The organism is Thioalkalivibrio sp. AKL7 (assembly GCF_000381705.1).
Classification (GTDB): Bacteria; Pseudomonadota; Gammaproteobacteria; order Ectothiorhodospirales; family Ectothiorhodospiraceae; genus Thioalkalivibrio; species Thioalkalivibrio versutus.
The window spans coordinates 237,889-257,241 of record NZ_KB906949.1; the positions used below are offsets into that span (position 1 = coordinate 237,889).

A 19,353-nucleotide genomic window follows, 5' to 3' on the forward strand; every position below is an offset into this window, starting at 1 on the left:
TCCTCGCAATGACGAGGAACATGGCCGGAAACGGGGCCCGGCAATACGCGGGTGGGGCGCTTGCGTGATAGCATTCCGGGTTTGACCCCATTGCTATCGGAACCGCATGAAAAGCGCCGACATTCGCCGGAGTTTCCTCGAATTCTTTGAAGGGCACGGACACACGATCGTGCCGTCCAGCCCGCTGGTGCCAGGCAACGACCCCACGTTGCTGTTCACCAACGCAGGCATGGTGCAGTTCAAGGATGTGTTTCTCGGGCGCGAGAAGCGCCCGTACACCCGGGCCGTGTCCAGCCAGCGCTGCGTGCGCGCCGGCGGCAAGCACAACGATCTCGAGAATGTCGGCTACACCGCGCGGCACCACACCTTCTTCGAGATGCTGGGCAATTTCAGTTTCGGTGACTACTTCAAGCGCGACGCGATCCACTACTGCTGGCAGTTCCTGACCGACACCATCGGCCTGCCGCCGGAAAAGCTGTGGGTCACGGTCTACGAGACCGACGACGATGCCTACAAGGTCTGGGCCGACGAGATCAAGGTCCCGGCCGAACGCATCATCCGCATCGGCGACGACCCTGACGGCGGTTCCGACAACTTCTGGCAGATGGGCGAAACCGGCCCCTGCGGCCCCTGCACCGAGGTCTTCTATGACCACGGGCCGGAGGTCGCGGGTGGCCCGCCCGGTTCGCCGGACGAGGACGGCGATCGCTACATCGAGATCTGGAACCTGGTGTTCATGCAGTACGACCGCGATGCGGACGGCACGCTGAACCCGCTGCCGCGCCCGTCCGTGGATACCGGCATGGGCCTGGAACGCCTGGCGGCTGTGCTGCAGGGCGTGCATTCCAACTACGAGATCGATCTGTTCCAGGACCTGATCGCGGCCGCCGCACGGGTAACCGGTGCGACCGAGAAGGATTCCGCCTCGCTGCGCGTGATCGCGGATCACATCCGCTCCATCGCCTTCCTGATTACCGACGGCGTGCTGCCTTCCAACGAAGGGCGTGGCTATGTGCTGCGCCGCATCATCCGCCGCGCCGCGCGCCATGGCTTCAAGGTCGGCGCGCAGGACGCCTTCCTCTACCAGACCGTGGGCGACCTGGTGCGCGCGATGGGCGAGGCCTTCCCGGAACTGGCCGAGGCGCAGGCCCAGGTCGAGAAGGTCCTGGAAAAGGAAGAGCGCAAGTTCCTGGAGACCCTGGACAAGGGCATGAAGATCCTGGAAGAGGACCTGCGCGATCTCGAGGGCAAGGTGATCCCCGGCGAGACCATCTTCCTGCTCTACGACACCTACGGCTTTCCGGTGGACCTGACCGGCGACATTGCGCGCGAGCGCGAGCTGGAGCTGGACATGGAGGGCTTCGAGTCCGCCATGGCCGGCCAGCGTGCACGGGCCCGTGCGGCCAGCCACTTCTCGATGGACGACGGCGGTCTGCCGCAGGTCGATGTCGCGACCGAATTCTCCGGCTACGAGACGGTGGACGACGAGGGCCGCGTGCTGGCGCTGTACCAGAATGGCGAAGCCGTCGATCGCCTGGAAGTTGGTGCCGAGGGCCTGGTGGTCCTGGACCGCACGCCGTTCTATGGCGAGTCCGGCGGCCAGGTGGGCGATGTCGGTACGCTCAGCGGTTCCGGCGTGCGCTTCCAGGTCTCCGACACCCGCAAGCAGGGTGCGGCGCACATCCACGTAGGCCAGGTCCGCGCCGGCACGCTGGAGCGCGGCCAGACCCTGCAGGCCGCCGTGGAAGGCCCGCGCCGCGAGAACATCCGCCGCCACCATTCGGCCACTCATCTCCTGCACAAGGCGCTGCGCGATCAGCTGGGCGACCACGTGCAACAGAAGGGATCGCTGGTGGACCCGGATCGTTTGCGCTTCGACTTCACCCATATGGAACCGCTGACCGACGAACAGCTGCACTCCATCGAGGCCCAGGTGAACGCCGAGATCCTGGCCAACGAGGCCACCGATACCAACGTCATGGACATCGACTCCGCGATGGAGTCCGGCGCGGTCGCGCTGTTCGGCGAGAAGTACGGCGATCAGGTGCGGGTGCTGAAGATCGGCACCTCGGTGGAGCTGTGTGGCGGCACGCACGTGGATCGCACCGGCGATATCGGGTTGTTCCGCATTACCTCCGAGGGTGGGGTGGCCGCGGGTATCCGGCGTATCGAGGCAGTCGCCGGCGAGGTCGCCCTGCGCTGGGTGGACGAGCAGATCGGCCACCTGGACGCGATCGCCGATCGCCTGCGCGCCGGGCGCGGCGAGGCGGCCGACAAGGTTGCCCAGCTGCAGGAGCGCACTCGCGAGATGGAGAAGCAGGTCACGCAGCTGAAGGGCAAGCTGGCCAGCCAGGCCGGCGACGACCTCGGCTCGCAGGCCAAGGATGTCGACGGCATCCAGGTACTGGCTGCCAAGGTCGAGGGCGTGGAGCCCAAGGCCCTGCGCGACATGGTCGACCAGCTCAAGCAGAAGCTCGGCAAGGCAGTGGTGGTGCTGGGCACCGCGACGGGCGAGGGCAAGGTCAGCCTGGTGGCAGGTGTGACCAAGGCCGAGACCGGCCAGTTCAAGGCTGGGGATCTGGTGGGCCATGTCGCTACGCAGGTCGACGGCAAGGGCGGCGGCCGTCCGGACATGGCGATGGCCGGCGGCCAGAGTCCGGACAAGCTGGACGCGGCCCTGGCCTCGGTGGAGGCCTGGGTGCGCGAACGCGCCTGACCGCCCCGTATGCTGCGATCCCCGTCATCGCTTGGCGCGTAGCGCCGCGGCGATCTCCGCGGGCAGCCCGGGTGCCGGAGGGTTCGGCGGGATCCGGTGGTTTTGGACGGAGGCTGCCATGGCCCGGTTGGGGCCTCGCAATGGCGGGGCCCTGCGCGGGGTTCGCCGGGGCGGTGGGCTTTAATGCGGCGGCCAGTTGGTGTTTAATGCCCGCTTCTTAAGTAAACGCTAATGGATGGGGTGCGCCCTGTCCGGACGGTCGCAAGGACCGGGCACGGAACGGAATCTTGAAATGGCGTTGCTGGTACTCAAATTTGGCGGCACCTCGGTGGGCTCGCCCGAACGCATCCAGGCGGTGGCGGAACGCGCGCTGAAGCTGCGCGAGGAAGGCCATCAGCTGGTGATCGTGGTCTCCGCGATGAGCGGCGAGACCGACCGCCTGCTGGGCCTGGCGCACGCGCTGAATCCGCGCGCGGACGGTCGCGAACTGGATGTGCTGCTGTCCACCGGGGAGCAGGTCACCATCGCGTTGCTGGCGATGGCGCTGGAGGCGCGGGGCTGTGATGCGCGGTCCTACACCGGGGCGCAGGTGACCATCCGTACGGATAGTGCGCACAACAAGGCCCGTATCCGCAGCATCGACGATGCCCGGGTGCGTGGCGATCTCGAGGCCGGGCGCGTCGTGGTCGTGGCCGGTTTCCAGGGCGTGGACGAGGAGGGTGCGATCACCACCCTGGGCCGCGGCGGATCGGATACCACCGCGGTGGCGCTGGCCGCGGCGCTGAAGGCCGACGAATGCCGTATCTATACTGATGTCGACGGCGTCTACACCACCGATCCGCGGTTGGTGCCGACGGCCCGCCGCCTGCAAAGCATCACCTTCGAGGAGATGCTGGAGATGGCCAGCCTGGGCTCCAAGGTGCTGCAGATCCGCGCGGTGGAATTTGCCGGCAAGTACAACGTCCCTTTACGAGTGCTGTCCTCGTTCGAGGAAGGCCCGGGAACCCTGATTACCACGGAGGAGGATGCGCAAGTGGAACAGGCGCTGGTTGCGGGTATCGCGTTCAATCAGAACGAGGCCCAGCTGACGGTTCAGGGCGTCCCCGATCAGCCGGGGGTCGCGCATCGCATCCTCGGCCCGATCGCGGACGCCAATATCGAGGTGGACATGATCGTGCAGAACGTCGGGGCGGATAATTCCACCGACTTCACGTTCACCGTCCATCGCAATGACTACGACAAGGCCCTGGAGATCCTGCAGGCGGCCGCGAAGGCGTTGGGCGCCCGCGAGGTTTCCGGGGATACGCACATCGTGAAGATCTCGGTGGTCGGGGTCGGTATGCGTTCGCACGCGGGCATCGCCAGCAAGATGTTCGAGGCCCTGTCGCGCGAAACCATCAACATCCGGATGATCTCCACCTCGGAGATCAAGATCTCCGTGGTCGTAGATGAGAAGTACCTCGAACTTGCAGTGCGTGCATTGCACGATGCGTTTGAACTCGAACAGACCCCAGTCGGTCAACAGGAGGACGGTTAAGGATGACAGACCGTAAAACGGTTACCGGACGACCGACTCCGTCCGACACAGGCACTGCGGAGAAGAGCATGCTCATTTTGACTCGGCGTGTGGGCGAGACCCTCATGATCGGCGATGATGTGTCCGTCACCGTCCTGGGGGTCAAGGGCAATCAAGTCCGCATCGGCATCAACGCACCCCAGGACGTCGCGGTCCATCGCGAGGAAATCTTTCAGCGCATTCAGCGTGAAGCGAATGTCGCCAGTGGTGAGGGCGGCGGCGAGAATTCCAGTGGCGGTGGTACTGGGGCGGGTGGTGCCGCGGCAGGCGCACGCGACGACTGAACCTCCCGTAAGGAAAGCGAAAGGCCCGGAGGCTGCGATCAGCCTTCCGGGCCTTTCATTTGAAGGCCCAAGGCCTTATCCTGTGCCGCGTTTCCGGAGAGTTGGCCGAGTGGTCGAAGGCGCTCCCCTGCTAAGGGAGTATGGGTCAAAAGCCCATCGAGGGTTCGAATCCCTCACTCTCCGCCAAATCCTGCGAAGGGGCCCGAGTGGCCCCTTTCGCATGTCTGGCCCCCGAGATTTCCGGGATTCGAACCCGAGATACAAGAACGATGGTTCGACCGGTGGCGCGTAGCGACACCGGAACGCCGCAGCGTAGCGAAGGCGGCCCGAAGGGCGACCGGCGCAGCCGGGCGTAATCCTGACTCTCCGCCAAATCCTGCGAAGGGGCCCGAGTGGCCCCTTTCGCACGTCTGGCTCCGGCGTTCGTCCCCCAGCCCGTCCCCCATTGCTTCGTGACCCGAACCTGTCCGTGCGGCCACCGAAAGTCGGGTGCCGGTGTGTCGGGCACGTTTCGCTGCGAGGTCCCGTCGCCGGCCTCAGTTCCGGCCGAGCGGTTTCGCGAGCTCGAGGCGCGGCCAGCGGGCCGGCAGTTGTCCCGGGGCATGGGTGACGAGGATGCACTGACGGTCCTGCAGCCAGGGCAGCAGCCGTTCCACCACTCGTTGTTGCGTGGGGGTATCCAGACCGGAAAAGGGCTCGTCGAGCAGGATGACCCGTCGGTCCTGAAGGACGACCGCCGCCAGGGCGAGACGGCGGCGCTGACCGCCGGAGAGGGACGCGCCGCCCTCGCCGATGCGGTAGTCCAGACCCTCGTCGGTACCGCGCACGGCCTCGGCGAGATCGACCTGTTCCAGGGCCTCCCACAGTGCGGCATCGCTCAAAGACCTGTGCGCCGGCGACAGGATGCTTCGGAGAGTCGTGTCCGGCAGTTGCAGGCCCTGGGGCAGGTAGCTGATGTGGCGGTAGCGGGCATCGGTCGGGATTCTTGCCAGATCGTCGTGGCCGAGCGCTACGGTACCGGCCAGGGGCGGGAGTTCGCCGGCGAGGGTGTCCAGCAGCGTGCTCTTGCCGTGCCCGCTGGCCCCGCTGATCACCAGGGGATAGCCACGCGCGGGTTCGAGGTCCAGGGGGCCGAGCAACGGGCGCTCGCGGCGAAAGCCAATGGTCAGGCCCTGTGCGTGTAGCGCCGGGGCCTCGTCAGGCGGGGTCGGGTCCACGTACTCGGCGGGTGCGGGGGTATGGGTGGGGGCCGCCTCCAGATGCTGCACCCGCCCGGCGGCCTCCAGGCTCTCTCCGGCACGCCACCATGCCCCGGGCAGGCTGCCCAGGACCTCGCCCAGGCCCAGGGTCATCAGCGGCAGCAGCACCGCGACCGGCGCGCTCAGTACCCCGTCGCGATACCAGCCCAGTGCCAGCACCAGCATCAGCAGGGCGGAGGCGCCGACCACGGCCTGCACGATCTGCTCGGAGCCGACCCCGAACGCCTCCTGCGTCCGTTGCCGGAGCGCGTAGGCGTCGTTTTCACGGCGCAGGCGGGCCTCGTGCTCGCGGGCACGGTCGTAGGCCAGCAGTTCGGCCAGGCCGCCGATGTAGTCAAACAGTCCGACGCGTTCGCCGGCCCGGGCCTGCACCAGCGCGTGGCTGCGGCGCTGCCCGGCAAGGGCGAGCACGGCGGAGACCGCGAGCGTCGCGACGCCGGAGGTGGCGAGTACGACCGCGGCGGGCCAGGGTGCCAGCCAGACGGCGATGACCAGCGTGACCACCAGGCTGATCGCGGCCGCGATCATGGGGCCGACCACCCGCAGGGGCATCGCATCGAGGGTGTCGATGTCGCCGGTCAGGCGCGTCTGCAGGTCGCCACTGCGGTAGGCGCGAATGCGTTCCATGGGCAGCGCGGCGAGGCCGCGGAAGCTGTGGCCGCGCAGGTCGGCCAGGCTGCGCAGCACCGCCTCGTGGCTGACCAGGCGTTCGAAGTAACGCGCCAGGGTGCGACTGATCGCGGCGGTACGGATGCCGCCGGAGGGCACGTAGAGGTCGAGTGTGGCCAGCAGGCCTGCGCCGGCCAGGGCGGTGGCGGTAATGAACCAGCCGGACAATGCCAGCAGGGCGATGCCGGCGATCCAGGTCAGCGCCAGCAGTCCCCAGGCACCCCAGTACCAGCCCCGGCGCTGGCGGAATACGCGGTGCAGAAAGGCCAGTTCCGCGCGGGGACCGTTACGCATGGCGCGCCCCCGGTGTCGCCGGCGCCAGGTCCAGGCGTTGCGGGCAGCGCTGGTGAATGGCGGCATGATGACTCGCGATCACCAGCGTCAGGCCACGGGCCTCGGCCAGCCGAAACAGCGTGTCGAGCAAGGCCTGTTCGGTGTCCGGGTCGAGTGCACTGGTGGGTTCGTCGAGCAGCCAGAGCCGATGCCCCGAGAGCAGGGCGCGCGCCACGGCGACCCGCTGGGCCTGACCGCCTGAGAGCCCGTGCCGGGCCTCGCCGATGGCGGTATCCAGGCCGTCAGGGAGCTCCGGTGCATCTACGGGCAGCCCGGCCTGCTCCAGCGCCGTGGCCATCTCCGCATCGGCGATCGTTGCATGGCGGGCGAGCTGCAGGTTCTCGCGCAGGCTGCCGTGGAACAGATGGGCGTCCTGGTCGATCCAGGCGAAGTGCCGGGCCAGAGGATGGCGCCGGACGCGGCCTTCGGCGGGTGGCAGGAAACCGGCACACACCGCGAGCAGGGTGGACTTGCCGCTGCCACTGGGCCCGGTCAGCGCGAGATGCGCCCCGGTTTGAATCTCGAGGTCGAGAGCCTTCAGGATCGGCGTGCGCTGACCCGGGTAGTGCACCGTGACGCCCTCGAGTTGCAGCCAGGGGCCGGTCACGTCCTCGCTATTGAATTCGGTGGCCTCGGCCAACGCCTCGGGGCCGGTGGGTGATGCAAGCGCGGGGGCGAGGCTCTCCGCCGCCGCCAGGGCGCCGGCGCGGTCATGGTAGCTCTGGGCGAACTGGCGCAGCGGCAGGAAGTACTCCGGCGCCAGCAGCAGGACGAACAACCCGGTGAACAGGGTGATGTCGCCGGCCGGGCCGTAGTCGATGGCGCCGAACAGGGCGAAGCCGATGTAGATCGCGACCATGCCGATCGCGACCGCGCTAAAGAATTCCATGATCGCCGAGGACAGGAACGCGACCCGCAGGGTGCGCATGGTCAGGCGCCGTTGCTGGTGGCTGCGCTCGACGACCTCCGTCTCGGTCGCGGCGATGGCACGGGCCCGGCGCAGCCAGTCCAAGGTGCGGATACGGTCGAGAAAGTGCCCCGCCAGGCGGTTCTCCTCCTCCTGCTGACGCCGGTGGATCTGTTCCGCGCCCATGCCGACGATCGCCATGAACGCCGGGATCAGCGGAGCGGCGAGCAGCAACAGGAGGGCGGCGAGCCAGTCCAGCCAGAGTGCCGCGACCAGGATGGCCAGCGGCGTCAGGATGACGGCCTGGCGCGCCGGCAGGTAACGGGCGTAGTAGCCGGTCAGGTCATCCACCCGCGTCTGGAACTGCTCCGCCCAGGCGCCCGCGGTGGTCTGCCCGGCCAGCCGCGCCGGTCCGGCTTCCCGGGCCTGTTGCAGGAGATCGGCGCGCAGCTGCTGCTTCACCGCAAAGGCGAGCCGGTGACCGGCCAGATCCCGCAGGGCCTGGGCGGCATAGCGCAGGGCGAGCAACCCGAGGCCCGCGAGCAGGATGCCCGGGAGGTACGGGGCCTCGGGGGCGAACAGGGTGCCGTGGACCGCCCAGGCCACGAGCCCCGCCAGGGCAATGGTGGCCAATGTCGCCACCAGCGTGCTGGTGGCACTTAGCACAAGCCAGCGGCGGTGCAGCCGCTGGCGCGCGCGCAGCCATGGGCCCGGCGAGGTCCGGGCGTCTGTCGCCTCCGCGTCTGTTCCGGGCACTTGCGTCATCGACTATCGCAGATAGCGCCCGCGCAGCATGTTGAAGTACAGCGGCTTGATCATGTGGACCTTCAGGCGCCACCACATCCAGCTGGGTTCCCCCTGGTCGAGGAAGCTGAAGGTCGGCACCTCCTGCAGGCTGTAGTCGAACTCCACCAGGGCGGCCTTGCCCACCTCGGTGATCAGCGGACAGGAGGTGTAGCCGTCGAACTGCCGCGAGGGCTCCCGATCCTGGATCACGTCCACCAGGTTGTCCGGCATCACCGCGCCATGCGAACGCACGGTGGATGCGGTCTTGCCGATCGCGGTCGCGACCACGTCCCCGGCCCCGAAGATGTTCGGGTAGTCCGTGTGCTGCAGCGTGCGGTCATCCACCGCCAACCAGCCACCGGCCGCCAGGGGCCCGTCCTCCACCGCCAGCCCGGCGTCGCGAACAAAGTCGTGCGCGCGCATCGGCGGGGTCACGTGAAGATAGTCGTAGTCCACGGTCTCGCGCCCGCCGTCACGGGTCTCGAACTGGGCCTGGCGGGCGTCGACGTCCACCGCCACCAGGGCGCCACCGTCGTTCACGCTCACGCCGCGTTCGGCGTACAGGTCGCGCACCATGTGGTCGAAGCGCTGCACGCTGAACAGGGTGTCCGATGCCGTGTGATAGTGGAAATCGGCCCCGTTGCGCTGACCGGCCGAGCGCAGCAGGTCATCGGCGATGAAGGTCGCCTTGATCGGCGCACCGGCACACTTGATCGGCGTATTGGGGATGGTGAAACGTGCCACCCCGCCGTTCTCGCCGAACGCATGGATCTGCTCGTAGGCGTCGCGTGCGGCCTCGGCGCTGGCGTACAGGCTGGTCAGGCCGGGGCGGCCGATATCCTCGCGGCGCAGCCCCTCGATCGCCTCGTAGTCCAGGTGCAGCCCGGTCGCGACCACCAGAAAGTCGTAGTCCAGCCGATCGCCGTCGGTGGTCTCGACCCGCTGCGATTCGGGATCAATGGCCGCGACCGCGGAGCGGATCCATTCCACCCCGCGCGGGATGTAGCGTTCGTTGCGGCGCTGGACCTCGCCCACCGAGTAGACGCCCGCGGCCACCAGGGTCCAGCCGGGCTGGTAATGATGGATCTCGCTTGGCTCGACAATCGTGATCCGGGCCCCGTCCAGCAGGTCGCGGAGGCGGGCGGCCATGGTCATCCCCGCGGCACCTCCGCCCAGCACCACGATGCGGGCCTGGCTGGAGACCGCCGCGCGGGCCGGGGCGGCCTGTACGCCGGTCGCCGACACTAGGCCGGCGGCGCCAGCGATCTTCAGGAAATCGCGCCGGGACAGGCCCCGCAGCGTCTCGTCGGCCTGACGGGCCAGGGCCTTTTCAATCTCGGGATGCTTCGGGTCTTCGGGATGATGCATGGCTCTCTCCGCGTATCCGTCTGCCGCGCCGGAGACCGGGCGGGTCAGTTGCGATGGTCGCGCCGTCGACCGGGCGCTTCGTGTGACGGATTGCTTACAAGTTGCATGCCAACACCGGCAGGCCGCTCCACTGGGCCTTGTGTGCCGGTATGGGCGGGATCGAGCTGCCGGTTATGGCAGTCATCTGGGATCAGACTGCCAAATATGGCAGAAACGGGCCGGTGGCTGCTTGTGCCCGCCGGGCGGAAAACACCGGTTTGTAGCGTGCAGCCAGCCATCGTGGTGCGAACAGGCAGTCTGGCACGGTACTTGTTAGGAGGTTCATCGATACGTCATTTCGGCGTGCCCCTGACGACGGAGGAAAGGCCATGGAGCTCGACCCCATACTGCTATCGCGAATCCAGTTCGCGTTTGTTGTTTCGTTTCACGCGATCTTCCCGGTCTTCACGATCGGGCTGGCTTCGTTTATCGCGTTTCTGGAATTCCGCGCCTGGAAGACCGGCGACACGCTCTATACCCAGATCTCGAAGTTCTGGATCAAGATCTTCGCGGTGGTGTTCGGCATGGGGGTGGTCTCCGGGCTGGTGATGTCGTTCCAGTTCGGCACCAACTGGAGCGCGTTCTCCTACGCCACGGCCAATTTCCTCGGGCCCGTGTTGTCCTACGAGGTGCTGACCGCGTTCTTCCTGGAGGCGGCCTTCCTCGGGGTGCTGCTGTTCGGGCGCGACCGGGTCCCGCAGGGCGTGCATCTGTTCGCGGCGCTGATGGTTGCGCTGGGCACGTTCATCTCGTCGTTCTGGATCCTGGTGGCCAACAGCTGGATGCAGACGCCGGTCGGTTTCGAACTGCAGGACGGTGTGTTCCACGTCACCTCCTGGATCACCGCGATCTTCAACCCGAGCTTCTGGCCGCGCTTCTTCCACATGGGCCTGGCCTCGCTGCTGACGGCGGGCTTTGTGGTCGCCGGGGTCTCGGCCTGGTACCTGTTGCGCCAGCGCGACGTGGTGATGAATCGCAAGGCCCTGGGCACCACCATGTGGGTGCTGCTGTTCGCGGCCCCGGCGCAGCTGGTGGTCGGGGATATCCACGGCCTCAATACCTTCGAGCATCAGCCCACCAAGGTGGCGGCGATGGAAGGCGTGTGGGAGACCGAGCGCGGTGCCCCGCTGCTGCTGTTCGCCATCCCGGACTCGGCCAACGAGACCAATCACTTCGAGATCGGCATCCCGAAGATGGCGAGTTTCATCCTGACCCACGAGCTGGATGGCGAGGTGCCGGGTCTGCTGGAGGTCCCCGCGGAGGAACGCCCGCCGGTGGGCATCACCTTCTGGTCGTTCCGCATCATGGTCGCGATCGGCATGGTGATGATCCTGTTCGCCCTGGCCGGTGCCTGGCTGCGCTTCCGCCGCCGGATGTACGCCTCCCCGCTGTTCCTCAGGGGGCTGTCCTGGATGATCCCGGCGCCGTTCTTTGCGGTGGTCGCGGGCTGGTTCGTGACCGAGACGGGGCGCGCGCCCTGGCTGGTGTACGGTGTGATGAACCACGCCGAGGGCATTACCCCGGCGCTGACCGGCGGCATGGCCCTGTTCACCCTGATCGGCTACGTCGCGGTCTACGCGGCGGTGTTCACCGGGGGCGTCTACTACCTGGTGCGCATCGTGCGCCAGGGCCCGGAACCGGCCGATGCCACGCATGCAGCGGCGCACGCCAAGCGTCCCCTGTCGGCCGCCGATACCTGGATCGATGACGCCGCGGTAAGCGGTGAAAGGAGCTAAGTCATGGAAACCACGATTGATATCACACTGATCTGGGTCGTCATCATCGCCGTGGGCGTCATCGCCTACGTGCTGATGGACGGGTTCGACCTCGGGGTGGGGATCCTCTTCCCCTTCGCCCCGGGGGAGACCTCGCGCGACGTGATGATGAACTCGGTCGCCCCGGTATGGGACGGCAACGAGACCTGGCTGATCCTCGGGGGTGCCGGGCTGCTGGCGGCCTTCCCGCTGGTCTACTCGGTGTTCCTGCCGGCGCTCTATATCGGGGTCTTCCTGATGCTGGCGGGGCTGATCTTCCGCGGTGTCGCGTTCGAATTCCGCTTCAAGGCGCATCGCTCCAAGTGGTTGTGGAATGCCGCGTTCGCGATCGGCTCGGCGGTGGCGGCCTTCGCCCAGGGCGCGGTCGTGGGTGCCTACATCCAGGGCTTCGAGATGGACGGGTTCAGTTTTGCCGGCGGACCGCTGGACTGGCTGACGCCCTTCACCGTGCTCACCGGGATCGGGCTGCTGGCGGGCTATGCCCTGCTGGGGGCCACCTGGCTGATCGTCAAGACCGAGGGCGAGACGCAGGCCTTTGCCTACCGCGTCGCGCCCTGGATGCTGGCGGCCGTGCTGCTGGTGTTCGGCGCGGTGAGTCTCATCACCCCGTTCATCGATCCGAAGGTGATGGAGCGCTGGATGGGAACCTGGCAGTACCTCTGGGTGCTCCCGGCCCTGGCGCTGCTCTCTTCCTGGATTCTGATTCGCGCGGTGCGCCGGCGCGACGAGGGGATCCCGTTCGTCGCCACGATTGCCCTGTTCATCACGACCTACCTGGGCCTGCTGGTGAGCAAGTGGCCGTACGTGGTGCCGCCGGACTACACCTTCTGGGACGCCGCCTCGTCGCCGGATGCCCAGCTGTTCATCCTGGTGGGCGCGCTGTTCGTGATCCCGATCATCCTGGGCTACACGGCGTGGACCTACTGGGTCTTCCGCGGGAAGGTGACCCCGGAGACCGGCTATCACTAGGTCTGTCCGGGCGCGCGCGAGCACGCCGGTGGGTCGCGGCCGACCCGCCGGCGCCGTCCGGAGACCGGATTTCAATGCTGTCGCAACCTATGGGAGTGACTCCATGCCGTTGAACATCACTCGACTGAACGTGTCTATTGGGCAGCGCGACGGTGACGTGACGAGTATCGGAACCGCATTCCTGGACTCCCTTGTGCGAGGCGAAGTGACGAGCATCACGAAGAAAGCGCCGGAACCGCAGGACATGCATGTCGAGACCCTGCGGCAGGTACTGGAGGGGTTCCGGGAGCCGGCGATCCTGCTGTCGCCGGACTACCGCATCCTGGCCGCCAATGGGGCCTACCAGAGTGTCTACGGGACTGACCGAGACGGCTCGGGTCGCACCTGTTTCGAGGCTTCTCATAGTTTCCGCCGCCCCTGCGACGAGGCCGGCGAATCCTGCCCCCTGCGGGCGGCCCTGGGCAGTGGTCACCGCGAACGCGTCCTGCATGTGCACCACACCGAGACCGGGCGCGAGCACGTGGATGTCGAGTTGTTGCCGATCCGGGGCGAGGGCGGCGAGATCCGCTACCTGATCGAACGGCTGCACCACATGCCCGTCTCGGCGCCGCAGGCGGGGAGTGGCGGGCTGGTCGGTCGCTCGAAGGCCTTCAATGCCATGCTGGGGATGATCAGTCGGGTGGCGCCGAGCAATGCCTCCGCCCTTCTGCTCGGCGAGTCCGGTACGGGCAAGGAACTGATCGCGCGCGCCATTCACGAAGCGAGCCCGCGCCAGAAGTTGCCGTTCGTGCCCGTGGAATGCTCCGGCCTGACCGAAACCCTGTTCGAAAGCGAGCTGTTCGGCCATGAGCGGGGGGCGTTTACCGGGGCGACCTCGGCCAAGGCCGGGCTGGTGGAGACGGCGGCCGGCGGCACCCTGTTTCTCGACGAGGTGGGGGATATCCCGCTGAGCCAGCAGGTCAAGTTGCTGCGGTTGCTGGAGACCCACGCCTATCGCCGTGTCGGGGGTGTCGAGTCGCGGCGGGCGGATTTCCGCCTGGTCTGTGCGACCCACCGCGATCTCGAATCCATGGTCCGGGCCGGCGAGTTTCGCGAGGACCTCTACTACCGTATCAACACCTTCCCGATCGAGGTGCCCCCGCTGCGCGCGCGGGCCGAGGATCTCCCGTTGCTGGTAGAAGCCCTCGGCGAGCGCCTGGATCTGGCCGTACCCCCACGCCTCGAAGACGAGGCCCTGCGAATCCTCAAGCAGTATTCCTTCCCCGGCAACGTGCGCGAGCTGCGTAACATCCTCGAGCGCGCGGCATTGCTGGCGGACGGCGAGGCGATCCGTCCGGAACATCTTCCGGATCGCGTGCGGGAAAGAGGGCAGTCCCCGAGCGGGGCGGAGGCCGGTGCCCTGGACGGCTTGCTGCATCCGCAGTCACTGCGCCCGCTGGACGAAATCGAGCGCGAATACCTGCGGCACGCGGCCGCGGTGTATCCCGGGGACCGCCGGGCGCTGGCGAAGACCCTGGGGATTAGCGAGCGCAGCCTGTACCGGCGCCTGAGCCAGCTCGAGGACGACGCCGACGAACGGGACTGAAATTGCCCGTCCGGGCGGGCTTGGTAACGCGCCCCGCCCGGCTTGAAGCGGCGTCCGCGGCCGCGGTCGGATGTCCGGCACCGGCCCGTCACCAAGGACGGGGCTGCATGCATACCGCCAGAAGAATCAGGAAAAAGCGATATACCGATGCACCCGAAAGACTGGAGTCTCTGATGAAAAAGTCTGCAATGACCCTCTCCCTGTCCGCCGTCCTGCTGGCCACTCCGATGCTGGCCTCGGCCGAGCCGCTGTCGTTCGGCGAGCACCAGACCATCCGCTCGATGGCCAGTGCCGGCATCGGCCAGGCCATCGTGAACGAGATGGGGGCCGGTTCGATGGCCGTGATCAACAACCCGTCCGCCGTCTGCGGCGCCCTGGCCGGTGGGCTGGGTGCGTCGATGCTGTCGGCCGATCCGCAGGCCGGCTTCCGCATCGCCACCCTGCGCTCCGCTGACGACGCCGCGGCCGCGGTGCGCGTGACCGCGGACAAGGACGTGGCCTATCTCGCACTCGGGGGAAATCTCGCGCGTGACGAAAACGTGGCCCTGGCCCACGCCTATCTGCAGGAACTCGCGGCCTCCGAATGGGACGGCACGCTGGTGCTGCATATCTCCTCCTGGATGCAGAAGCAGGTCCAGGCCGTCGCGGAGGCAGACACGGCCGTGGCCGACTATCTTCAGGGGATCAACATGGTGGCGCTCCAGCCCGACCTGGATGCGGGGCAGGCGGTGATGCTGGGTGTGAACTTCGACGGCGAGAGCTTCACGACCGAGGAGATGGGTCGCCAGGACATGCGCGAGGACCTCGTGGAGCTGTTCCGCCGCATGTGAGTCAGCGCGCGGTGGGCCGGAGGGGCGCAAGCCCTGCCCGGCTCATCGTTAGGGGCAAACTATCGGGACGTTAATTAATTAGTAATTCACGAAATTCGGAAGGGCGTATAAAGTAGAACGTACATGGAGGCAAGGCCCCATGAGCTTCCGAATCACTATCTAAACCGAAAGGAGTTACATCATGGCACTGCGTTTGGGCGATACCGCACCGAATTTCCAGATTGATACCACCAAGGGCAAGATCGATTTCCACGAATGGATCGGCGACTCCTGGTGCTTCTTCTTCAGCCACCCGGCCGACTTCACCCCGGTGTGCACCACCGAGATGGGCCGCACCGCGCAACTGGCCAAGCAGTTCGCGGACCGCAACACCAAGCCGCTGGGTCTGTCGACGGATACCGTCGAGGAACACAACAAGTGGATTGAAGACGTCAACGACACCCAGGACACCACGCTGGAGTTCCCGATCGTCGCGGATGCCGACAAGAAGATCTCGGAGCTCTACGAGATGATCCACCCGGGCGAGAGCGAGACCGCCGCCGTGCGTTCGGTCTACATCATCGACCCGAACAAGAAGATCCGTCTGATGATGACCTACCCGATGTCGGTGGGCCGCAACTTCGACGAGATCCTGCGCGTGATCGATGCGCTGCAGACCGGTGACAAGCATGGCATCGCAACCCCGGCTGACTGGACCCCGGGCGCCCGCGTGATCATCCCGCCGACGGTCAGCAACGAGGACGCGCAGAAGAAGTTCCCGCAGGGCTTCGAGGAGATCCGTTCCTACCTGCGCTACACCAAGGTCTGATCCGGACCAACCAGCAGCCTCGCCCGGTTACGGGCGGGGCCGTTCTCCCCAGGTGGGAGCAAGGGGCCGCAAGGCCCCTTTTTTGTGCCCGCCGATCGCGGGCGTGCGGGTGCCCGCGATAGCCGGGTTAGCGCCCGAGTCCGGTCAGGCGGGCGGGTTCGAGGATCTCGATCCAGTAGCCGTCGAGGTCCTTCACGAAGGCGATGTCCTTCAGGCCGCCTTCGTCGGGGCGCTTCACGAACTCGACGTTGTTCTGGTCGAACCAGCGCACGGCGGCGTCCAGGTCCGGGACCGAGAAGCAGATGTGGCCGAAGCCCTGCGGTTCCTCGTTGCCGTCGTGGTAGTGGAAGTCCGCGTCCTTCTCGGTGCCGTAGTTGTAGGTCAGCTCAAGGATGCCGCGCTGGCTGAACATCCAGCGGGTGGCCTCGCCGGCGTCCTTCGGCGGCTGCGGTTCGTCCTCGCCAAGCTGCGCGAGGAAGTAGAGCGTGAACTCGAACTCCGGGAAGTCCAGGGTCTTCACCAGCTCCATGCCGAACACGCGCTGGTAGAAGTCCAGCGCCTTCTGCGGGTCCTTCACGCGCAGCATGGTGTGGTTGAAGCGAAAGCCTGCGGTGGGATTGTCGCTCATGGTGCGTCCTTGTCTCGGCCAAAGGGGGTGTCCCGGAAGACTGGAACACAGGCGGCGAGGTTCCCTCAAGTGCGGCCGTCACGCGTCGGAGGTTGGGGCGGGGCGGTTGGGTTCCGTCACTGCGAGGAGGCCCCGCCGACGCGTCAGTTTGTCGGGATTACTCCGGCGCCGGGACAGCGTCGGGCGATCGCTTCGCGGCGCTCGCGATGACGGGATGCTGGACGTGGGGCGCGTGCCCGCGTCCAAAAGCACCGTCATCCCGGAAACCGCGCAGCGGTTATCCGGGATCTCCCGGGGCAGGCATGGCGTTCGTCGGTTCGGCTACTGCCGGCAGAACGGCCAGACCTGGTAGAAACGCCGGCAGCGGAACTCGGATTCGCAGCTCTGTAGCTGGGACTCGTAGCGGTCGGCGCGCTGCGCTACTTGTCGGGCGGCGGCCCGGACCTGCGGCTTGCTCTGGTAGCTGCCGCGGTTATAGCCGCCCTGGCCCTCATGGTAGGCGAGGTAGAGGTGTTCCGAGTTGTACAACGACACGCCGGTCATGCGCTGGGTGCGGGCGTTGTACCAGCCGATGAAGTCGGTCGCGTGCTTCATGTGCGAACGTCGCGCGAAGCGGCTTCCGGCATCGTCCTGGTACTCGCCCCAGACCGGGTCCTGGGCCTGGGCATAGCCCCGGGCGGAGGAGGGGCGGCTCCACGGGATGAAGCCCAGCAGGCGCTCGCGGTCCGGGCGCACGTGGCTGCGGAAGGAGGACTCCTGCTGGATGAACGACATCTGGGTCGCGATCGGCGTGCCCCATTCCTGCTTGGAATCCCGCGCATGATCGTACCAGCGCGGCTGCTCGCGGAAGATCTCGCAGATGTTGCTCTGGTCATCGGGCGGGGAGGGCGACAGCATGGAACACCCGGCGGTGATGGCTGCCAGCGCCAGCAGCAGCCCGGCCCGCAAAATGGCGACGACCGCCCGCCGCACCTTCCTTGATTCTGCCTTGTCCACCCGAATCTCCCGCCCGGTTCCCCAATGGCCCGCGAGTATAAAGCACTCGCGACGAGGGCAATGGGCGCGCCGTGCACCGAGCCTGCTTCCGGAGCTTGCCGCAGCCCCTGCGGGGCCGAGCAACGACAGGGTCGCGTCACCCGCCATCGCGAGCGGCTGTAAGCGATCTCCCGACGCGGTCCCCGGGCCGGGGTGGCCCCCGAAAGGACTGCCACTTCGGCTGCACCTCCTCGCCGTGACGGGAGCGGGGAGACGCGGTCCCGTCACGCCCACATGCCCGTCATCGCGAGGCGGGCAGCGCCGCGGCGATCTCCGTCCGGGGCCACCGGAATCGGCCGTCGTACGTGGTGTCTGGGTTCATCGAATCCGGCCGTCTTTGTGGGAGAGACCCTGCCCGAGAGACGCCAGGCCGGATCTCCCGGTAGGAGCCTGCTTGCAGGCGAAGCCCCTGCCATTGTTGGACGCGGGCAGGGGCGTTCGCCTGCAAGCAGGCTCCTACGGGCGTGTTCCAGCCGGGATCGAGGGGGGGCAAGGGTACAGGTCGTACGCCCTGGTTCGACCGGTTCGTTCGAGATGTCGCGGACGCGGGCAGGGGCTTCGCCTGCGAGCAGGCTCCTACCGGGGGGTGTTCCAGTCGGGGTCGAGGGGGCTCAGGTTCGGGTCGGTCCGCCATGGGCCTGGCTCGACCGGCTCGCGGGCGATTTCGCGGATGCGGTCGATGAACGCCTTGCGGGGCAGGGTGATGGCCCCGAGGTTGCGCAGGTGGGCGGTCTCCATCTGTACGTCGACCAGCGGCCAGCCCCAGGCGACCAGGTGGCGGCACAACCAGGCCAGCGCCATCTTGGAGCCATCCCGCTCGCGCGAGAACATCGACTCGCCGCAGAACAGCCGCCCGACCGCGACGCCATAAAGCCCGCCGATCAGGCGCGGGCCGTCCCACACCTCCACCGAATGCGCGTGGCCCGAGCGGTGCAGTGCGATATAGGCCTGCTGCATGCTGGTGGTGATCCAGGTGCCATCGGCGTAGTCGCGAGGGCCGGCGCAGGCCTCGATGACGGCCTCGAAGGCGCGATCGAAGCTCACCGTGTAACCGCGATTGCGGATCGCCTTCTTGAGGCTGCGATGCAGGCGGAAGTGGCCCGGCTCCAGTACCGCGCGCGGGTCCGGGCTCCACCACAGGATTGGCTGCCCGGCCTCGAACCAGGGGAAGACCCCGGAGCGATAGGCATTCAGCAGACGCGGCACGGAGAGATCGCCCCCGGCGGCCAGCAGCCCGTTGGGCTCGCGCAACGCCTGCGCCGGGTCCGGAAACGGCGCCTCCGGATGCTCCGGATCGAGCCAGGGCAGGGTGATCTGCGGGCCGCCATTCATGGGGCGCCTCCGTGCAAGACCCGAGATGGGAGGCCCGGGTCTTGTAGGAGCCTGCTTGCAGGCGAACGGCCTGTGGCGGAACCCGGCGCGGGCAGGGGCTTCGCGGGCGAGCCCGCTCCTACGGGGCGGTCGGGGATCCTCGTGTGTGCCCACGGTGTGGCGGGCAGGGGTGCCGCCGAGGGTCGGAGACCCCGGCTCGTCGCTGCGTTGTGCCCGGGATGACGGCTCGCCGTACCCCGGCGGCATGGCAGGGCCTGTAGGAGCCTGCTTGCAGGCGAATGGGGTGTGGTGGAGTCCAGCACGGGCAGGGGGTTCGCGGGCAAGCCCGCTCCCACAGGGCGATCCGGGATCCCGGAGTGCGGAGAAGGTCCAGTTGGCGAGCCGGTTGCCTGGGTCGGGCGATCCCGGCTCTTCGCTGCGCTACGACCGGGATGACGAGGTGGGGCGCTGTGGC

Annotated in this window: 14 protein-coding genes and 1 tRNA gene; 9 read left to right on the forward strand and 6 right to left on the reverse strand. The window is 67.4% G+C overall.

From position 1 onward, the window contains the following. Nucleotides 1-106 precede the first annotated feature (106 nt). The 4 genes from alaS to G315_RS0106105 all read left to right on the forward strand — a co-directional run bounded on the left by alaS (nucleotide 107) and on the right by G315_RS0106105 (nucleotide 4,762). Nucleotides 107-2,716, forward strand: a complete 2,610-nt coding sequence (gene alaS / locus G315_RS0106090) for an alanine--tRNA ligase (protein WP_019612108.1) — start codon at nucleotides 107-109, stop codon at nucleotides 2,714-2,716. 292 nt (nucleotides 2,717-3,008) lie between these two features. Beyond that, nucleotides 3,009-4,253 (forward strand): aspartate kinase, encoded by a 1,245-nt coding sequence (locus G315_RS0106095; RefSeq protein ID WP_018144302.1) that lies wholly within the window; start codon nucleotides 3,009-3,011, stop codon nucleotides 4,251-4,253. Nucleotides 4,254-4,321: 68 nt separating this feature from the next. After that, the gene (gene csrA, locus G315_RS0106100) at nucleotides 4,322-4,576 is read left to right on the forward strand and encodes a carbon storage regulator CsrA (RefSeq protein ID WP_018144301.1); all 255 of its coding nucleotides are present in this window, start codon (nucleotides 4,322-4,324) and stop codon (nucleotides 4,574-4,576) included. A gap of 95 nt (nucleotides 4,577-4,671) precedes the next feature. Further along, nucleotides 4,672-4,762: transfer RNA gene (locus tag G315_RS0106105), tRNA-Ser, on the forward strand. Between the two features lie 350 nt (nucleotides 4,763-5,112). Here G315_RS0106105 and cydC read toward each other — a convergent pair. The 3 genes from cydC to G315_RS0106120 form a co-directional block, all read right to left on the reverse strand. Next, nucleotides 5,113-6,798: a thiol reductant ABC exporter subunit CydC gene (gene cydC / locus G315_RS0106110; RefSeq protein ID WP_026338830.1), complete on the reverse strand. Its 1,686-nt coding sequence runs from the start codon at nucleotides 6,796-6,798 to the stop codon at nucleotides 5,113-5,115. Further along, nucleotides 6,791-8,410, reverse strand: a complete 1,620-nt coding sequence (gene cydD / locus G315_RS0106115; RefSeq protein ID WP_026338831.1) for a thiol reductant ABC exporter subunit CydD — start codon at nucleotides 8,408-8,410, stop codon at nucleotides 6,791-6,793. The genes cydC and cydD overlap by 8 nt, the downstream gene beginning before the upstream one ends. Before the next feature lie 102 nt (nucleotides 8,411-8,512). Then, the gene (locus G315_RS0106120) at nucleotides 8,513-9,898 is read right to left on the reverse strand and encodes an NAD(P)/FAD-dependent oxidoreductase (RefSeq protein WP_018144298.1); all 1,386 of its coding nucleotides are present in this window, start codon (nucleotides 9,896-9,898) and stop codon (nucleotides 8,513-8,515) included. A 368-nt stretch (nucleotides 9,899-10,266) separates the two neighbouring features. Between G315_RS0106120 and G315_RS0106125 the strand changes: the two genes are divergently transcribed. The 5 genes from G315_RS0106125 to G315_RS0106145 all read left to right on the forward strand — a co-directional run bounded on the left by G315_RS0106125 (nucleotide 10,267) and on the right by G315_RS0106145 (nucleotide 15,904). Beyond that, the gene (locus G315_RS0106125) at nucleotides 10,267-11,673 is read left to right on the forward strand and encodes a cytochrome ubiquinol oxidase subunit I (protein ID WP_018950731.1); all 1,407 of its coding nucleotides are present in this window, start codon (nucleotides 10,267-10,269) and stop codon (nucleotides 11,671-11,673) included. Nucleotides 11,674-11,676: 3 nt separating this feature from the next. Continuing rightward, entirely contained in the window at nucleotides 11,677-12,681 is a 1,005-nt protein-coding gene (cydB, locus tag G315_RS0106130) for a cytochrome d ubiquinol oxidase subunit II (RefSeq protein ID WP_018950732.1), read from the forward strand. A 103-nt stretch (nucleotides 12,682-12,784) separates the two neighbouring features. Further along, entirely contained in the window at nucleotides 12,785-14,266 is a 1,482-nt protein-coding gene (locus G315_RS0106135; protein ID WP_019612111.1) for a sigma-54-dependent Fis family transcriptional regulator, read from the forward strand. 173 nt (nucleotides 14,267-14,439) lie between these two features. Next, on the forward strand, nucleotides 14,440-15,096 hold the full coding sequence (locus G315_RS0106140; protein WP_026304854.1) for a hypothetical protein: 657 nt from the start codon (nucleotides 14,440-14,442) through the stop codon (nucleotides 15,094-15,096). A gap of 181 nt (nucleotides 15,097-15,277) precedes the next feature. Next, nucleotides 15,278-15,904: a peroxiredoxin gene (locus G315_RS0106145; protein WP_017941735.1), complete on the forward strand. Its 627-nt coding sequence runs from the start codon at nucleotides 15,278-15,280 to the stop codon at nucleotides 15,902-15,904. A 127-nt stretch (nucleotides 15,905-16,031) separates the two neighbouring features. Here G315_RS0106145 and gloA read toward each other — a convergent pair whose 3' ends face one another. From gloA to aat, 3 genes are all read right to left on the reverse strand, one after another. Next, nucleotides 16,032-16,532, reverse strand: a complete 501-nt coding sequence (gloA, locus tag G315_RS0106150; protein ID WP_019612112.1) for a lactoylglutathione lyase — start codon at nucleotides 16,530-16,532, stop codon at nucleotides 16,032-16,034. A 321-nt stretch (nucleotides 16,533-16,853) separates the two neighbouring features. Next, on the reverse strand, nucleotides 16,854-17,429 hold the full coding sequence (locus G315_RS0106155; protein WP_231367501.1) for a lysozyme-like domain containing protein: 576 nt from the start codon (nucleotides 17,427-17,429) through the stop codon (nucleotides 16,854-16,856). A gap of 714 nt (nucleotides 17,430-18,143) precedes the next feature. Then, a complete protein-coding gene (aat, locus tag G315_RS0106160) occupies nucleotides 18,144-18,899 on the reverse strand; it encodes a leucyl/phenylalanyl-tRNA--protein transferase (protein ID WP_018144291.1) in 756 nt (251 codons plus the stop codon). Between the last annotated feature and the right edge of the window lie 454 nt (nucleotides 18,900-19,353).

Coding starts and splice junctions, on each gene's coding strand:
- alaS (WP_019612108.1), top strand. CDS start 107: ATGAAAAGCGCCGACATTCGCCGGAGTTTCCTCGAATTCTTTGAAGGG.
- G315_RS0106145 (WP_017941735.1), top strand. CDS start 15,278: ATGGCACTGCGTTTGGGCGATACCGCACCGAATTTCCAGATTGATACC.
- aat (WP_018144291.1), bottom strand. CDS start 18,899: ATGAATGGCGGCCCGCAGATCACCCTGCCCTGGCTCGATCCGGAGCAT.
- cydC (WP_026338830.1), bottom strand. CDS start 6,798: ATGCGTAACGGTCCCCGCGCGGAACTGGCCTTTCTGCACCGCGTATTC.
- cydB (WP_018950732.1), top strand. CDS start 11,677: ATGGAAACCACGATTGATATCACACTGATCTGGGTCGTCATCATCGCC.
- G315_RS0106140 (WP_026304854.1), top strand. CDS start 14,440: ATGAAAAAGTCTGCAATGACCCTCTCCCTGTCCGCCGTCCTGCTGGCC.
- csrA (WP_018144301.1), top strand. CDS start 4,322: ATGCTCATTTTGACTCGGCGTGTGGGCGAGACCCTCATGATCGGCGAT.
- G315_RS0106120 (WP_018144298.1), bottom strand. CDS start 9,898: ATGCATCATCCCGAAGACCCGAAGCATCCCGAGATTGAAAAGGCCCTG.
- G315_RS0106135 (WP_019612111.1), top strand. CDS start 12,785: ATGCCGTTGAACATCACTCGACTGAACGTGTCTATTGGGCAGCGCGAC.
- G315_RS0106125 (WP_018950731.1), top strand. CDS start 10,267: ATGGAGCTCGACCCCATACTGCTATCGCGAATCCAGTTCGCGTTTGTT.
- G315_RS0106095 (WP_018144302.1), top strand. CDS start 3,009: ATGGCGTTGCTGGTACTCAAATTTGGCGGCACCTCGGTGGGCTCGCCC.
- G315_RS0106155 (WP_231367501.1), bottom strand. CDS start 17,429: ATGCTGTCGCCCTCCCCGCCCGATGACCAGAGCAACATCTGCGAGATC.
- gloA (WP_019612112.1), bottom strand. CDS start 16,532: ATGAGCGACAATCCCACCGCAGGCTTTCGCTTCAACCACACCATGCTG.